The 15,601-nt window shown below is 68.7% G+C and carries 10 protein-coding genes; 9 read left to right on the forward strand and 1 reads right to left on the reverse strand.

The window, feature by feature from the left end; translation table 11 throughout:
• Positions 1-201: 201 nt before the first annotated feature.
• The 9 genes from VG543_RS17850 to bcsZ are packed head-to-tail and all read left to right on the forward strand — an operon-like array spanning position 202 to position 14,157.
• A complete protein-coding gene (locus VG543_RS17850; RefSeq protein ID WP_019661021.1) occupies positions 202-1,740 on the forward strand; it encodes a BcsE family c-di-GMP-binding protein in 1,539 nt (512 codons plus the stop codon).
• Complete coding sequence (gene bcsF, locus VG543_RS17855) at positions 1,737-1,916, forward strand: cellulose biosynthesis protein BcsF (RefSeq protein ID WP_019661022.1); 180 nt, start codon at positions 1,737-1,739, stop codon at positions 1,914-1,916. The genes VG543_RS17850 and bcsF overlap by 4 nt, the downstream gene beginning before the upstream one ends.
• A complete protein-coding gene (bcsG, locus tag VG543_RS17860; RefSeq protein ID WP_423181123.1) occupies positions 1,913-3,544 on the forward strand; it encodes a cellulose biosynthesis protein BcsG in 1,632 nt (543 codons plus the stop codon). The genes bcsF and bcsG overlap by 4 nt, the downstream gene beginning before the upstream one ends.
• Entirely contained in the window at positions 3,544-3,723 is a 180-nt protein-coding gene (gene bcsR / locus VG543_RS17865) for a cellulose biosynthesis protein BcsR (RefSeq protein WP_021204328.1), read from the forward strand. The genes bcsG and bcsR overlap by 1 nt, the downstream gene beginning before the upstream one ends.
• Complete coding sequence (gene bcsQ / locus VG543_RS17870) at positions 3,720-4,475, forward strand: cellulose biosynthesis protein BcsQ (protein ID WP_423178917.1); 756 nt, start codon at positions 3,720-3,722, stop codon at positions 4,473-4,475. The genes bcsR and bcsQ overlap by 4 nt, the downstream gene beginning before the upstream one ends.
• Positions 4,475-7,099: a UDP-forming cellulose synthase catalytic subunit gene (gene bcsA, locus VG543_RS17875; protein ID WP_423178916.1), complete on the forward strand. Its 2,625-nt coding sequence runs from the start codon at positions 4,475-4,477 to the stop codon at positions 7,097-7,099. Before bcsQ ends, bcsA begins: the two co-directional genes overlap by 1 nt.
• Positions 7,096-9,459 carry a cellulose biosynthesis cyclic di-GMP-binding regulatory protein BcsB gene (bcsB, locus tag VG543_RS17880; RefSeq protein WP_219634192.1) on the forward strand — a complete coding sequence of 788 codons (2,364 nt, stop codon included), beginning with the start codon at positions 7,096-7,098 and terminating at the stop codon, positions 9,457-9,459. The genes bcsA and bcsB overlap by 4 nt, the downstream gene beginning before the upstream one ends.
• Positions 9,459-13,040: a cellulose synthase complex outer membrane protein BcsC gene (bcsC, locus tag VG543_RS17885; protein ID WP_423178915.1), complete on the forward strand. Its 3,582-nt coding sequence runs from the start codon at positions 9,459-9,461 to the stop codon at positions 13,038-13,040. The genes bcsB and bcsC overlap by 1 nt, the downstream gene beginning before the upstream one ends.
• Positions 13,024-14,157: a cellulose synthase complex periplasmic endoglucanase BcsZ gene (gene bcsZ, locus VG543_RS17890; protein ID WP_134731600.1), complete on the forward strand. Its 1,134-nt coding sequence runs from the start codon at positions 13,024-13,026 to the stop codon at positions 14,155-14,157. Before bcsC ends, bcsZ begins: the two co-directional genes overlap by 17 nt.
• A gap of 65 nt (positions 14,158-14,222) precedes the next feature.
• Here the strand turns inward: bcsZ and VG543_RS17895 are convergent, their stop codons facing one another.
• Positions 14,223-15,539 (reverse strand): NCS2 family permease, encoded by a 1,317-nt coding sequence (locus VG543_RS17895; RefSeq protein WP_312543494.1) that lies wholly within the window; start codon positions 15,537-15,539, stop codon positions 14,223-14,225.
• Between the last annotated feature and the right edge of the window lie 62 nt (positions 15,540-15,601).

Below are 15,601 nucleotides of genomic sequence, written 5' to 3' on the forward strand. Positions count from 1 at the left end.
ATTGCTGAGTTTGGAGCCTCACGCCGCCCGCTCCGCGGGGGGCGTTGACTGCGTCTTGATCCCGCAGACGTGAAGATCAGGGCTATCATTGCCGTACAGACACATGAATGTGATGTGCGTCATGGAAATGATCCCCTCTCCACTGCAGCGCCCCCGCTGCCGGGCCGTCGGCCTGGGTGAGGGGCAATGAAAGGATCCGGCGTGCCAGCAACACACCTTGCCATTGCCGGACTGCCTACCGAACTGGTGGAGATGCGCAGTGGGGGCCTGTATTGGGTCGTTGCCGCGGGCAGCGCGCCGACGGATCTGCTCGGTGCCGGTGTGCTAGCCACGGCCGACGCACTGGATGAGGCCGTGCTGGTCACGCTGGGGCGGGGGGCCGAATCGATGCTGACGCTGCTGCCGGCCGATCAGGGGCCGGCCCGCCTGCGGCTGTTCCAGCGGTCGCATCACGGCATGCAGCAGGCGCTGCGCGGGCTGACCGGCGATCTGCCGCGCACCGCCTCGGTGCGCACCCGGCTCAGCGTGGTGCAGTTCCCGGTGGCGGCGCTGGACGGCTGGGATGATGCCCGGCTGGCGCGCTGGTGCCAGCAGCTGCAGGACTGGGCCGGGCAGGCGCAGCAGGTGCTGCTGTTGCTGTGCCATGGCGAAGTGGCGACCCTGGCCCCGCGCCTGTTGTCATTGAACCGGAGCTGCGCCGGTGTGGCCCAGCTGCATCCGCATCGTGGTGCCCTGCAGCTGCTGCTGCACTACTGGTCCAACAGCCATGGCGTGGTGGCCCAGCGATCGTTCGGCGTCGAGCAGGAAAGCCGCGGGCTGCGCCATCTGGCCGAGGCCGATGCCGCCGGGACTGGGGTCGATGCCACCAGTGGCAGTGATCGCGATGTCTTCCTGGCCCAGACCGAAGTACTGGACGGTGCGCCGCCACTGTCGGCAGCCTGGCACCTGTATGACGGCTGGGCTGGATTGTTGCCGGCCGCGCTGCAGGCGCGCGAGGCCACCGTAGTGCTGGCCATCGACGAGAACGCCAAGGTGGATGCACTGGCCCGACTGCTGCACCGCCTGCGCCGGGAACGTGGCAATGCACTGAAACTGGTGGTGCGCGAGCTGCAGCCCTGCCTGCGCTACGCTGATGAGCGGCTGCTTATGCAGTGCGGCTGCAGCCTGGTAGTGCCGTCAGCCACGCCGTTGCCGCGCCTGCTGACCCTGCTGGAAACCGTGCAGCGTCAGCGTTGGCAGGGCCAGCTGGCTGACGATCCGGAGCCGCTGATCCGTGCGCATCGGCCGCCACCGGTAAGCGGCCTGGTCAACGCCGCACGCTTCCGCCAGATCGCCGGCGAACGCATCGACCAGGACGGCAGCGCAGTGGAAAGTGCCGTGCTGGCGTTGCAGCCGGTGGCCGGCCTGCGCGCCGAGCAGACGTTGCAGCAGCTGCGCATCCGCCGCCAGGGCGATCTGGCCTGTGTCTACCGCGGGCAGGTGCGCCTGTTCCTGTTCGGGTGCCGGCGTGATGCGGTCGAACAGGCCTTGGGCAATCTGTTCCGCCTGCCCTGGCGGGAGCTGTTCGATGGCTACCAGCGTCTGGCCGAATACGACATTGCAGCGATGAACGCCGGCAGCAGCGATCCGGAGGCCGAGGTCCTGCCCGAAGCCCCCGCCGTCCTGCCGCCGGTGGCCCCGGCGCTGGAGGCGCCTGTTTTCACTGTCCCGAAGCCGCTGCGACTGGGAGATCGCGCATGACCACCGACCAGCAACTCTGGACCCTGATCGTCGCCTGTGCGCTCGTGATGATTCCCTTCGGTGCCATGCTCGGTACGCTGTGGCGTGCGCTGCGCCGCCGTGCCGCGCGCTGGCTGCCCCCTCGCCACCTGCGCCGCGCCGGTGTACGCCTGCGTGCGCCGCGGGGGGCTGCATGAGTCCGCAGGTGGCTCCCGCATCGCCCTTCGCCTGGGCCGACCTGCGCGGCTGGAACCTGTATTTCCTGTCCAAGGTGGTACTGGCCTGGATGGGCGCGCTGGATCTGAAGATCCTGCCCAACCTGCTGTTCCTGGGCGCGCTGCTGGTTCCACTGCGCTGGCGCTGGGCACGCATCGCGCGTACTGTCGCTGCGGTACCGGTGGGCGTGGCGCTGTACTACCAGGACACCTGGTGGCCGCCGTTCCGGCGCCTGTTGGTGCAACCTGGCGTACTGGACTTCTCGGCGGATTACTGGCTCGAGCTGGCCCAGCGCTTCATCAACTGGCAGATGGTGGCGGTACTGGCGACGCTGGTGCTGGCCTACGTACTGCTCAAGCCGTGGCTGCGCATCACCACTCTGAGCGTGCTGGGCATGCTTGGCCTGGCTGTGATGGCGATACCGATGCCGGCGGGTTGGAACTGGGGGCAGGGTACCGCCACCGCGGCCACCACCAGCGTCGCAGGCACTTCAGGTGGCGGCCTGCCGCCGGCCAACAACGAGACGCTCAACGCATGGCTGGCCGGCTTCTACCAGCAGCAGGCCAGCCTCAAGACCAGCTTCCCGGCACCGGGCAGCGGCGCGCCGTTCGACGTCATCATCCTCAACATCTGCTCGCTGGCATGGAGCGATCTGGATGAAGTGGGGCTGCGCCAGAACAATCTGCTCGACCACATGGACGTGGTGTTCGACGACTTCAACTCGGCAACCGCCTACAGCGGCCCGGCGGCGATCCGCCTGCTGCGCGCCAGCTGTGGCCAGACCTCGCATACCGGGCTGTTCGATCCGGTGCCGGCCGAGTGCCAGCTGTTCTCGAACCTGCAGCGTCTGGGCTTCCAGAGCGAGCTGGCGATGAACCACGACGGTCACTTCGACGACTTCATCGGTGAACTGCACCAGTACGGCGGGCTGCAGGCACAGCCGATGGATATCAGCGCGTTTCCTAAAGCGCTGGTGGCGTTCGACAAGTCGCCGCTGCGCCGCGATGGCGATGTGCTGATGGCGTGGTGGAAACAGCGGCTGGCCGGGTCCAGCCAGCAGGTGGCGCTGTTCTACAACACGATTTCGCTGCACGATGGCAACCGCATCGTCGGCGCCGATGGCCGTTCGAATGCCGCCGACTACAAGGCACGTGCGGAAATGGTGTTGGGCGACATGGCCGGTTTCGTCGATGCGGTGGAGAAGAGTGGCCGCCGCGCGATGATCGTGGTGGTACCCGAGCATGGCGCGGCCCTGCATGGCGACCGCATGCAGATTCCGGGCATGCGCGAGATTCCCAGCCCGTCGATCACCCACGTGCCGGTGGGCGTGAAGCTGATCGGCATGGGCGCGCCGGCGGCCGGCGGCCCGCGTCATGTTCCCGAACCGAGCAGCTACCTGGCCGTGTCCGAGCTGGTTTCGCGCGTGTACGCGCTCAATGCCCAGTCGCCGCCGAGCGAGCGCAACTGGGACAGCCTGCTGAAGGGGCTGCCGCAGACACCGTCGGTGTCGGAAAACGAAGGCGCCAAGGTCATCGAGTACGCCGGCAAGCCCTGGCTGCAGCTGCAGGGCAGCCAGGCCTGGAGCCCCTACCCCGAGGAGGCACGCTGATGCCTGCCGACATCCTTGCCGTACCGGTCACGCTGTCCGTGGAAGAGGACGATATCGACCTGCTGCGGCGCAGCCTGGGCATGCCGGGGCTGCCCTACGTGGACTTCTCTGCCCAGCATGAGCGTGCCCAGGCGCTGGCGCGCTGGCCGTTGCTGGCCGAACTGGAGCCGCGCCGATGAGCACCGTGCTGTCGCTGCAGGGCATCCATGGCGGAACCGGTGTCACCACAGTGCTGGCCGCACTCGGCCAGGGCTTGCACGCGCAGGGCCAGCGCGTCCTGCTGGTCGAATGCAGTCCGGACCAGATGCTCGGCCTGCACCTGGGGCTGCCTGCCGACGTGGACAACGGTTGGGGGCGCGCGCAGCTGGACGGCACGGACTGGCGTGATGCCGCCTACGCCGTTGCAGCAGGACTTGCGGTGCTGCCCTATGGTCGCGTCGATAGCGAGGCCGCAATTCGCATCGAACAGCAGCTGCAACAGGCACCGGGCACCTGGGCCGAACGCATTCCGCTGCTGGAGACCCAGTTCGACTGGATCCTGTTCGACCTGCCGCAGCGCCTGCCGGCGCATGCAGCGGCCATCAACCAGCACGTGCGCTGCACGCTGCCGCTGCGCCTGGCCTGTGTCGATCCGGTCAGCCACGTGTTCCTGCAGCGGCAGCCGGAGGACACACGCCTGTTGCTGGCCAACCGCTATGACCCGGTCATCCCGGTGCAGCGCGATCTGATGCAGCTGTGGCTTCACGCGCACGGCCCGCGGCTGGTGCCGCAGCCGCTGCACGAGGATGCGCGGGTGCCCTCCGCGCTGGCCAGCAAGCAGCCACTGGGGCGCTATGCGACCGATTCGCTGGCCGCTGCCGATGTCGATGGCCTGGTGCTGTGGTGCCTGGCCGAGGCCGCACGGCGCCAGCCCGTTGCGGGGACACGCTGATGGGCGCCCGCGTCTACTACCTGGACTGGGGGCGCCTGCGCGAACGCGTGCATGCGCCTTGGCCAACCCGCTCGCTGCTGTGGCTGCTGCAGTGCGTGGGCTGGGCGTTCCTGCGCCTGGAAGGGCCGGCATGGCAGGCACAGGCCCCGCGCCTGCGCAACGCCTTCCCGCAGATCCAGGGTGACCGCCGCTGGCGCCCGGGCGATCCACTGCGGTTGTTGATCCAGGCCATGTGGCTGTCGGTGGTGCGGTTGGTACCGCAGCCCTCGCTGAGGCGGCAACGGTTGGCCCGGGCCCGGCGCGAACGCATTGCCGAACTGCGCGGTGCGGCCGGTCGCGGCCGCCTGCGCTACCTGCGCGCCATGCGCGATGCACCCAGTGAATTCTGGAACAGCCGCGTGGCGGCATGGTTCGGCCGGAAGATGGGCAGCCTGTCGCCGCGTTCGCGGCACCTGCTGACCCTGCTGGTCGGGTTGGCCACGCTGGGGCTGGCGGCGCTGTGCATCACCCAGCCGTTCACCTATCTGGCGCAGTTCGTGTTCGTGGTGCTGCTGTGGGCCATCGCGCTGCTGGTGCGGCGCATGCAGGGGCGCTATGCGACGCTGGTGCTGGTCGTGCTGTCGATCACCGTGTCCTGCCGGTACCTGTGGTGGCGCTATACGGCCACGTTGAACTGGAACAGCACCTTCGACCTGGTCTGTGGCGTGGTGCTGCTGGCGGCGGAAACCTACTCGTGGCTCGTGCTGATGCTCGGTTACGTGCAGGTGGCCTGGCCGCTGCGGCGCCGCCCGGCGCCGTTGCCGGCCGATATCCGCCAGTGGCCGACGGTGGATGTGCTGATCCCCACCTACAACGAAGACCTGGCGCTGGTGCGGCACACCGTGTACGCGGCGATGGGCCTGGACTGGCCGGCCGACAAGCTGCGCATCCACATCCTTGATGATGGCAAGCGCGAAGAATTCCGCGCATTCGCCGAGCGCACCGGGGTCAACTACATCACCCGTGCCGACAACCGCCATGCAAAGGCCGGCAACCTCAACCATGCGTTGACCCTGATCAATGGCGAGCTGGTGGCCATCTTCGACAGCGACCACCTGCCGGTGCGGTCGTTCCTGCAGATCACCTGCGGCTGGTTCCTGCGTGATCCCAAACTGGCGCTGGTGCAGACCCCGCACCACTTCTTCTCGGCCGATCCATTCGAACGCAACCTGCAGGTGTTCCGCAGCGATCCCAACGAAGGCGAGCTGTTCTACGGCCTGGTGCAGGACGGCAACGACCTGTGGAACGCGGCGTTCTTCTGCGGCTCCTGCGCGGTGCTGCGGCGCGAAGCCATCGATGCCATCGGCGGGTTTGCCACCGAGACCGTCACCGAGGATGCGCACACCGCGCTGCGGCTGCACCGCAAGGGCTGGAACTCGGCCTACCTGCGCATTCCGCAGGCGGCCGGCCTGGCCACCGACAGCCTCGGCGCACACGTCAACCAGCGCATCCGCTGGGCGCGTGGCATGGTGCAGATCTTCCGCATCGACAACCCGTTGCTGGGCAAGGGCCTGAGCCTGTTCCAGCGCTTCTGCTATGCCAACGCGATGCTGCATTTCCTGGCTGGCATTCCGCGCCTGGTGTTCCTCACTGCGCCGCTGGCGTTCCTGCTGCTGCATGTGTACATCATCTACGCACCGGCGCTGGCCATCCTGTTGTTCGTGGTACCGCACATGGCCCACGCCAGCCTGACCAACGCACGCATCCAGGGCAAGTACCGGCGTCCGTTCTGGGGTGAGGTGTACGAGACGGTGCTGGCCTGGTACATCGCACGGCCCACCACCGTGGCGCTGTTCAGTCCGGGCCGCGGCAAGTTCAACGTCACCGACAAGGGCGGTACCCAGGCCGGCGATCGTTTCGACTGGCGCGTGGCGCAGCCCTACCTGGTGCTGGCACTGCTGAACGTGCTGGGCCTGTGCTTTGCCGTGTGGCGCTTCGTGCACGGCCCACTTGACGAACGTGGCACGGTGATCGTGAGTTCGCTGTGGGTGCTGTACAACCTGCTGATCATCGGCGGTGCGCTGGCGGTGGCGGCCGAAGTGCAGCAGGTGCGACGCACGCATCGCGTCACCACCCGTCTGCCGATGGCGCTGCAGGTGCCCGATGGCCGCCGCCTGCGCGGCGTGCTGCAGGATTACTCCAACGATGGCGTGGGCGTCGAACTCGGCGAAGACGCACAGCTGGCCGAAGGCCAGCGCGTGCAGGTGCTGCTGGGGCGGGGTCGCCGCGAGTTCGCATTCCCGGCGCGCGTGCAACGCACGGTCGGCCAGCGACTGGGCCTGCTGCTGCTGTTCGAGGACGAGCGCCAGCGCGTCGAGTTCGCCCAATGCACCTTCGCCCGCGCCGATGCCTGGCTTGACTGGCACGCCGGTTACCAGCCCAAGAGCCTGCCGCGCAGCCTGTGGAGCGTGCTGGTCCTGGGCTGGCGCGGCTACCGGCGGATGGGTGATTTCGCACCGTTCGACCTCGACCGCCCCGCACATTGGAACCGTCGCCTGCTGCGATGGCTGGCCAGTTTTGCTCCGCAACGTCCGCTTCCTTCCCACCCGGCTGACCCAGCCGCTGATCCAGGGCTTCGTCCATGACCCGTCCGTCCTCTCTGCGTTGGCTGCTGCTGCCCCTGCTGGCCCTGCCCGTGGCGTCAGGCAACAGCGCGCCTGCCCCGGCGCCGGTTGTCCCTCCCACTACCGCGCCTGCCGCTCCGCCGGCGCCGGGGGTGCCGGCCGCGCCAGCCACCACGCCTGCCACCGGTACCGAGCCCGCGCTGGCGCAGACCTGGGCGGGCAGCGCCTGGCCCTGGCAGCGGCAGAACACCTTCGCGCAGCTGGGGCGCCGCCAGGACACGCTGCTGTCGGGCGTGCGCAATGCCACCACCTTCGAGTTCCAGGTCCGCCGTGACCGCCTGGTCCGCGATGCCGAGCTGGATCTGAGCTTCACGCCTTCACCGTCGCTGCTGCCGACCCTGTCGCACCTGCGGGTCTATCTCAACGACGCGATGATGGGCGTGGTGCCGATCAGCAACGAGCAGCTGGGCCGCCCGGTGCAGGCCAAGCTACCGCTGGACGCGCGCCTGATCGCTGATTTCAACCAGGTCCGCCTGGAGTTCGTCGGCCACTACACCGACATCTGCGAAGAGCCGACGCACAGCTCGCTGTGGGTCAATCTCTCCAGCAACAGCACGCTGCGCCTGGGCGGCCAGCCGCTGGCGATGCAGGACGACCTGGCCAACTTCCCGCTGCCGTTCTTCGATCCGCGTGATACAGCACGGCTGGAACTGCCAGTGGTGTTCGCCGCTGCGCCGAGCCTGGCACAGCAGCGGGCGGCGGCGGTGATGTCCTCGTACTTCGGCAGCCTGTCGGGCTGGTGGCGCCAGGCACGTTTCCCGGTCAGCTTCGGCACGTTGCCGGACAAGGGCCACGCGGTGGTGCTGGCGGTCAACGGCAGGTTCCCGCCGGTGATCGCCAACCATGCCCCGGTGAACGGCCCGATGATCGAACTGATGTCGCTGCCGGAGGATCCGCAGCGGAAGCTGCTGCTGGTGCTGGGCCGCAACGATGACGACCTGCAGAAGGCCGTGGCTGCGATGGCGGCCGGCAACGTGCTGTTCCGCGGCCGCCAGGTCAGTGTCGATGAGGTCAAGCCACTGGCCCCGCGCAAGCCGTACGACGCACCGAACTGGGTGCGCACCGACCGCGCCGTCCGCTTGGCTGAACTGCTCGACTATCCGCAACAACTGCACGCCAACGGCGTGTCGCCGCAGCCGATCACGGTCAACCTCAACCTGCCGCCGGATCTGTTCATCTGGCGCAACCAGGGTATTCCGCTGAACCTGCGCTACCGCTACACGCCGCCGTTTGGCAGCGATGAGTCGCGGCTGGGCGTGGCGATCAACGACCAGTTCATCTCCAGCTTCCCGCTGGTGCGCCGCAACGGCAAGCAGGGCCTGGAGGAAATCCGCCTGCCGGTGCTGGCCGGCGATGCCGGTGCCGATGACGGTCGCCTGCTGATTCCGGCGCTCAAACTGGGCGACCGCAACCAGCTGCGTTTCGATTTCAACTTTGCCAGCGTGATGGGCAGTGCGCAGCGCGATCATTGCCAGACCGTGCTGCCGCCCAACCTGCAGGCAGCGATCGAAGACGACTCGACCATCGACTTCTCCGGATTCCATCACTACATGGGCCTGCCGGACCTGTCCGCGTTCGCGCTCAGTGGATTCCCCTTCACCCGCATGGCCGATCTGTCGGAGACTGTCGTGCTGGTGCCGCCCCAAGCCAACGAGGCACAGGTCAGCCTGCTGCTGAACCTGATCGGTGGGCTGGGCGTGCAGAGCGGCTATCCGGCCTATGGGCTGCGCCTGTCCGATGACTGGAAGCAGGCCAGCGCGCTGGATGCGGACCTGCTGATGCTGGGCGCCCTGCCGGCCGAACTGCGCGGTAGCCAGCAGCTGTCGCTGCTGATCGACGACCAGCGCACGCGCCTGCTCAATGGCCAGTCTCCGTCGCCGCAGCAGGCGATGGAACAGGCCCGCCGTGGCAGCCGCGATGGCGATCCAGCGGTGACCGAAGTGGCAGTGAGCGCGCAGGCACCGTTTGCCGCGATCATCGGCATGCAGTCACCGACGCATGCGCAGCGCAGCATCGTTTCGCTGGCCGCCAGCAATGCCGCCGACTACGGCCTGCTCCACGATGCACTCAGCGATACCGGCAAGCGCGAAGCCATCGCCGGCTCGGTGGCGATCCTGCGTACCTCGGGCATTCACAGCCAGTTCGTCGGTGATCACTACTACGTTGGCGCGCTGCCGTGGTGGCTGCTGCTGTGGTACCACCTGGCCGACCACCCGGCGCTGCTGGCGGTGCTGGCCACGCTGGTGGTGCTGATGGTCGCCTTCCTGCTGTGGCGCGCGCTGCGCTGGGTCGCGGCCAAGCGCCTGGACCCGGGGCACTGATGGCACGTACGCGGCATCCGCTGGTCACCGCGTCCGGCCTCGTCCTGTTGGGACTGGCCGGTGCCGGGCCCTGCGCGGCGCAGGCCTTGCCCGATACGCCGGGCGGAACCGTCGCCGAGCAGCGCCAGTGGCTGTTGCAGCAGGTGCGCATCGGTGAGGCCACCGGTCGCCAGAGCCTGATCGAAGACGCCTTGGCGCGGCTGCGCATGCTGGCACCGGATGATCGCGGCACCTTGGTGGCGATCCTGGAAGTGCAGCTCTCGCAACAGAAGCTGCAGGATGCCGAGGCGACCCTGAAGCGCCTGCGCGAGATCGGTACAGGTACCCGTGAACTGGCCGCCGGCGAACGCCTCTGGAGGGCCTACCGCGGTGATCTGCAGCAGGATCTGCAGCAGGCGCGCCTGTTCGCTGCCGGTGGTCGCAGCGCCGAAGCGCTGGCGATCTACCGCCGCCTGTTCAACGATGATCCACCCGGCCTGCAGCTGGGCCTGGAGTACTGGCGCCTGCGCGGCGGCCAGGCGGATGGGCGTGCACAGGCGATCCGTGCGCTGGGCGAACTGGACCGCAGTTATCCGGGCAATGTGCCATTGCTGCAGGCGCTGTCGCAGATGCTGTTCGCTGCCGGCCGCGATGCAGAGGCGCTCGCCGCGCTGCAGCGCATGGGGCGTAATCCGGAGGCCCGCGGCATGGCGGCGGACGCCGAATGGGCCTACCTGAAGGATCAGCCGGCCGACGACCGAAGCGTGCGCCGGCTGCAGGACTTCATCACCCGCAACCCAGCGTTTGCCGACATCGCGTTGGTGCGCGAGCGCTACACCGACCAGCACAAGCGGGTCAGCGACCCGGCGTGGCGCGCCGGCCTGCGCGGCCAGCAGCTGCTCGACGCAGGCCGCAATGCAGAGGCCGAGCGCGCTTTCCTGCAGGCGTTGCGCGGCTATCCGCGCGAGCCCGACCTGTTGGGGGGGCTGGGCATGGCGCTGATGCGCCAGGGCCGCCGCGAGCAGGCCATCAGCTATTTCCAGCGTGCGGTGCAGGCCACCCCGGCCGGCGACAGCAACGACAAGTGGCGCGACCTGATCGCCAGCACCCGCTACTGGCTGCAGCTGGACCAGGCCGATGCGGCGCTGGCGGCCGGCCGGCTGGACGAGGCCGAGCGCCTCTATGCGCAGGCGCATCGCCAGCAGCCCCGCGACGTCAATGCTGCACTGGGCCTGGTCGACGTGGCCGTGGCCCGCGGTGACGACGCCGCAGCCGAACGCCAGCTGCAGGTTGCGCGGCGGATGGCGCCCAACGATGCCAACGTGATCCGCAAGCTGGTGCAGCTGTACGGCCGCACCGACCCGCAGCGGCTGGAAGCCTTCATCAACGCATTGCCCGCTGCGCAACGCAGGTTGTATGCCGAAGACCTGCGCCAGCTCCAGATCAGCCGCCTGCGTGAGCGTCGCGAGCAGGCGCTGGCTGCCGGTGATGCGACCACCGCGATCATGCTGGGACAGAAGCTGCGCGGCGAACTGCCGGGCGATGCATGGCTGGCCTATGCGCTGGCCAACGAGCTGCGCGCCGCTGGCCGGCAGGACGAGGCCGACGCGGCGGTGGCCGACATGGCCACGCATAACGACAGCGCCGAAGCGCGCTACGCGCAGGCGCTCTACCTGTCGGGATCCGATCGGCTGCCGCAGGCGCTGGCGGTACTCGACGCGCTGCCGCAGGCGAAGTGGAACGACGACATCCGCGCGCTGTCGGCGCGCCTGCAGCGGCAGCAGCTGGTCGATCATCTGTGGGATCTGCGTGCGCAGGGCAGGGAGGCCGAAGCCATCGCGCTGCTGCAGCAGCAACCGCCCAGCACCGACAATGATCTGCTGATGGCCGAGTGGGCGCGCCTGCGCGGCGATCACGTGCAGGCGCTGCACTACTACCAGCGCGTGCTTGCCGCACAGCCGGACAATGTGGATGCGCAGCTGGGCCAGGTCCAGGCCTGGATTGGCACCGGCGATCTGGCCAGCGCACGCCGCCAGATGCACGACGCACCGCCGGCAGTGGACGATGACGAGATCGGCCAGCAGCGTCAGCTCGCCACCATCTGGACCGACCTGCGCGAGGACACGAAGGCCCTGGCGATCCTGCGCGCGTTGCTTGCGCGCAAGACCGGGCCCGACGCACAGTCCTGGCGTGATGCGGCACGGCTGGTGCGCCGCGATGATCCGCAGCAGGCGCTGGACATGTACGCGCAGGCGATGGCCGACAACGGCGTGTTGGCTCCCGGCCAGGCCGCGCCGCGCGACAACCCCGCGTTGACCCTGGCCAGCCGCGAGACAGCCGGCGATGACTGGTTGCGGCGCAGCCTGCGCAGCGATGTTGAAACCCTGTACCAGCAGGAGAATCCCACCCTGACGGTGATGCAGGACACCGGTCGCCGCAGCGATGGCACGCCGGGCATTTCGCGGCTGTCGCGCGATACCCGCATCGCGCATCTGGACGCGCCATTCGCCGGTGGCCTGGGCTGGGCGCGCATCGAGCAGGTCAGCTTCGATGCGGGCCGCTTCCAGACCGATGAGAGCGGCGCCTACGACGAGGATTTCGGCAGCTGTGACCTGGATCTGCTGCAGGCCGACGACAGCCGCCTGCGCGCACCGGGCTGCACCCGCTTCGTGCACCAGCGGCGCACCTCCGGTGCCGGCTTCGCCGTCGGCTGGCGCACCCTGGATGACCGCTGGAACGTCGATATCGGCCACACCCCGTCCAACTACGTGGTCGGCAACTGGCTTGGCGGTGTCACCCTCAATGGCGACCTCGGGCGCTTCGGCTGGGGCGCCACGCTGTCGCGGCGGCCGATGACCAATTCGCTGCTGTCGCAGGCCGGTGCGGTTGATCCGCGCAGCGGCATCAGCTGGGGCGGCGTCACCGCCAACGGCGTGACCTTCAGCCTCGGCTACGACCAGGGCGGCCGCGATGGCGTGTGGTCGAACTGGAGCTGGCATCGGCTGACCGGGCACAACGTGGTCGACAACACCCGCGCACGCGCGATGGTGGGCTGGTACCACAAGCTGATCCAGCGCCCCGACATGCGGCTGGATGTGGGTACCACCGCGATGTACTGGCGCTACCAGAAGGACCTGGGCGGCTACTCGCTGGGCCAGGGCGGCTACTACAGCCCGCAGCGCTATGCATCGCTGAGCCTGCCGGTCAGCTTTGCCTGGCGCAACGACGTGTGGTCGGTGCGCCTGGATGGCTCGGTCAGTGTGTCCAGTGCGCGTACCTCGTCGATCAGCCGTTTCCCCGACCAGGCCTTGATCGAGCGCGTGATTGCACAGCTTGAGCCGCAGTACGGCCCGCTGCGGCTGGACGAGGCCGGCCTGTACACCGGTGACAGCAGCAGCACGGGCACCGGGTACCGCCTGTACGGCGCGGTGGAGCGCCGCCTCGGCGACCACTTCGTGCTGGGCGCTGCCGGCACCCTCCAGCGCAGCCGCGATTTCTCGCCGAATTCGTTCCAGCTCTACCTGCGCTACACCTTCAAGCCCTGGCAGGGAAACCTGCCGCTGCCCGTATCACCACTGGTGCCGTATGGCGAATTCCGCTGACCTGCGGCGACGGCGCCTGCTGCAGGCGGTCGCCACGCTGCCGCTGCTCGGCGTGTGCCGTGTGCAGGCCGCGCCCGCCCCGCGCTGGCCGGCGTGGCAGGTACTGCTCGACAGCAGCCTGAGCCGCGACGGGCGCATGATCGATCGCAGCCAGGACGATCAGCGCAGCACCTCCGAAGGCCAGTCCTATGCCTTGTTCTTCGCCCTGGTCGACAACGACCAGGCGCTGTTCGACCGCATCCTGGGCTGGACCCAGGACAACCTTGCCGGTGGCGACATGGGCAAGCGCCTGCCGGCCTGGCTGTGGGGACGCGATGACGCCGGCGCCTGGCGGGTGCTGGACGACAACCCGGCCTCGGACTCCGATCTCTGGCTGGCCTACGCGCTGCTGGAAGGCGCGCGGCTGTGGCGCCGTCCGGCGCTGAAGGCCATCGCGGAGGGCATGCTGGTGCAGGTGCGGGCGCGCGAGATCGTGGATCTGCCCGGGCTCGGCCCAATGCTGTTGCCAGGCCCACAGGGGTTCATTGAAGGGGACGCCACGCGGGTCAACCCCAGCTATCTGCCACTGCCGCTGCTGCGCCGCTTTGCGGCGGAGGATCGCAGCGGGCCGTGGCAGGCGCTGGCGCGCAACAGCGTGCAGTTGCTGCAGCAGAGCAGCCCGCACGGGTTCGCACCGGACTGGGCGGCGTGGAAAGGCGATCGCTTCGTCGTCGATCCGGTGCGCGGTGCGGTCGGCGGCTACGACGCCATCCGTTGCTACACCTGGGCAGGCATGACCGCATCGCGCGATCCGTTGTTCCGCGCGCAGCTGGCGGCGCTGTCCGGACCGCTGCAGCGCCTGCGCAGTGGTGCACCGATGTGGGAAAAGATCGACACCCGCAGTGGCCAGGGGCAGGGCGAAGGCAACTACGGATTCCGCGCGGCCCTGCTGCCCTATCTGATCGCGCAGGGCGAAGCGGAGCGCGCGCAGTCGCTGCGGGCCAGCCTGCCCAGCGCCGAGCAGCAGCGCGCCGATGCACCGGCCTATTACTCACAGATGCTGGCCCTGTTCGGCGTGGGTTGGGCCGAAGGACGCTGGCGCTTCGCCACCGACGGCCGCCTGCAGCCGCGCTGGTAGCTGCAGCGCTGCGGGGTCAGGTACCTACGCAGCGCAGTGGGCTCCGACCGACCCTCAGCCAGGCATCATTCCAGCGCGTAGCGCAGGGTGAACAGCACCGCCACCAGCCACACCGCCGGATGCACTTCGCGCCAGCGGCCGGTGCCCGCCTTGAGCGCGGCATAGGCGATGAAGCCGAAGGCCAGGCCGTTGGCAATGGAGTAGGTGAACGGCATTGCCAGCGCACACAGCGCGGCCGGCACCGATTCGGTCAGGTCGCTCCAGTCCACCTCCACCAGTTCGCGCAGCATCAGGCCGGCCACGAACAGCAGCGCCGGTGCGGTGGCATAGCTGGGCACCATCGACGCCAGCGGCGAGAACAGCAGCGCGGCCAGGAACAGTGCCGACACAACCAATGCGGTCAGGCCGGTGCGGCCGCCCACCTGCACGCCCGAGGCGCTTTCGGCAAAGGCCGTGGTGCTGCTGGTGCCGAGCACCGAACCGGCCACGATGGCGGTGCTGTCGGCCAGCAGCGCGCGGCCGAAACGCTTCTGCGCGCCGGGCAGCTTCAGCAGGCCGGCGCGACCGACCACGCCGTACAACGTGCCGGTGGCATCGAACACTTCCACCAGCACGAACACCAGCACCACCTGCAGCAATACGGCGATCGGCGCACCACCGTCATGGTGCAGCAGGCCCGGCAGGTCCAGCTGCAGGAAGGTCGGCGCCAGGCTCGGCGGCAGCGAAACCAGGCCCTGGTACTGCACATCGCCCAATGCCCAGCCGGCGCCGGTCACCGCCAGGATGCCGATCAGGATCGCACCACGCACGCGGCGCACTTCCAGCACCGCGATCAGCAGGAAGCCGGCCAGTGCCAGCAGCGGCGGCGCCGTGTTCAACGGTCCCAGTGCCACCAGCGTATCTTCATTGCCGACAATCACGCCGGATTTCTGCAGCGCGATGATCGCCAGGAACAGGCCGATGCCGGCCACGATGGCCGAGCGCAGCGACGAAGGAATGCCCGATACCAGCCATGCCCGAACGCCGGTCAGTGACAGCACCAGGAACACCAGGCCGGAGATGAACACCGCCGCCAGCGCCTGCTGCCACGGCAGGCCGGCAGCACCAACCACGGTGAAGGCGAAGAACGCGTTCAGGCCCATGCCCGGTGCCATGCCGACCGGGAAGTTGGCGGCCAGCGCCATCACCGCCGAACCCAGTGCAGCAGCCAGGCAGGTGGCCACGAACACCGCGCCGGCGTCCATGCCGGTGGTGCCGAGGATCTCGGGGTTCACGAAGACGATGTAGGACATCGTCAGGAAGGTGGTGACACCGGCCAGCAGCTCGGTGCGCACGGTGGTGCCGTGCTGCTGCAGCTGGAACAGGCGCTCGAACAGGGACATCGCAGATCTCTCATGCCTGCGCGCCCTGCCGCCCCGGGGGACCTGCGGGTACGTCGCCAGGC

The organism is Stenotrophomonas sp. CASM101 (assembly GCF_049384845.1).
Classification (GTDB): domain Bacteria; phylum Pseudomonadota; class Gammaproteobacteria; order Xanthomonadales; family Xanthomonadaceae; genus Stenotrophomonas; species Stenotrophomonas hibiscicola.